Raw genomic sequence first — 1376 nt, 5'->3', positions numbered from 1 at the left:
TTACCTTCAACCGCAAGAAGGCTCCCGCCATAACGGTACGACCTTTGGCGGTGAGATGAATTGCGGACAGGATCTATGGTAGAATGTTTTACGTCAGATATAGCGACGTAGCGATGTTGGTATTCGAGGCAAAACTTGAGGGACTCAAACAGCAGTACGAAAAGCTTGATGAAGCAATTCGTACTGCTCGTTTTGTCAGAAATTCTTGCCTGCGATACTGGATGGATAACCGCGACATCGGTCGTTATGAGTTGAGTGCATATTGTGCCGTCCTCGCTCAGGAATTTGCTTGGGCAAGCAAACTTAACTCGATGGCTCGTCAAGCTAGTGCTGAAAGAGCCTGGTCGGCTATTGCTCGTTTTTTTGATAACTGCAAGAAAAATAAGCCAGGGAAGAAAGGATACCCAGGTTTCAAGAAAGAACAAACACATGGTTCTGTCGAGTACAAAACCAGTGGGTGGAAACTTTCTGAAGACAGAAGATATATTACTTTCCGCGATGGCTTTGAGGCGGGAACCTTCAAAATGTGGGGAACCCGCGACTTGCATTTTTATCAATTGAAGCAATATAAACGAGTGCGTGTAGTGCGTCGTGCCGATGGCTACTACGTCCAGTTTTGTGTTGACCAAGAACGGTTGGAAAAAAGAGAATCGACATCTAAAACAATTGGTCTTGATGTTGGGCTGACTCATTTCTATACCGATAGTGACGGACAAACAGTTGAAAACCCAAGACATCTCCGTAAAAGTGAGAAGTCTTTGAAACGTCTTCAACGTCGTTTGTCTAAGACACAAAAACGTTCTAAAAACCGAGCCAAGTTTAGAAAGAGGCTGGCAAGAAAACACCTCAAAGTAAGTAGGCAGCGTAAAGATTTCGCCGTGAAATTGGCTTTCCGGCGTAGTCCAGTCTAACGACTTGGTAGCTTATGAAGATTTGAAGGTGCGAAACATGGTCAGAAATCGACATCTGGCTAAATCTATATCTGATGCAGCTTGGACGACTTTTCGCACATGGGTTGAGTATTTCGCATGTGTGTTTGGTGTGGTCACGGTTGCCGTACCGCCTCACTACACCAGTCAGAACTGCTCTAACTGTGGTGAAGTTGTCAAAAAGTCTTTGAGTGTCAGAACTCATGTTTGCCATCATTGTGGGCATACGCAAGATAGAGACTGGAACGCTGCTCGGAACATACTTGAGATAGGACTCCGTACTGTGGGGCACACAGGAACGTTAATCGCCTCTGGAGAGACTGACCAATATTTGGGTGGGGAAACTCCTCCAAGTAAGTCAACTCGTGGAAAGAGGAAGCCTAAAGAGCAATCTTTGGAATCCCCCGCTATATTCGGTACTCCGAATTAGCGGCGGGAGGATGTCAA

The 1376-nt window shown here is 45.7% G+C and carries 1 pseudogene; it reads left to right on the top strand.

Features of this window, described 5'->3' with window-relative positions:
- Window positions 1–113: 113 nt before the first annotated feature.
- Window positions 114–1359, top strand: a pseudogene (locus tag MiSe_RS49095) (RNA-guided endonuclease InsQ/TnpB family protein).
- The last annotated feature ends 17 nt before the right edge of the window (window positions 1360–1376 follow it).

The organism is Microseira wollei NIES-4236, from assembly GCF_020521235.1.
Taxonomy (GTDB): Bacteria; Cyanobacteriota; Cyanobacteriia; order Cyanobacteriales; family Aerosakkonemataceae; genus Microseira; species Microseira wollei.
The sequence above is the reverse complement of the archived record's forward strand: the minus strand, read 5'-3'. Positions and strand labels throughout refer to the sequence as shown.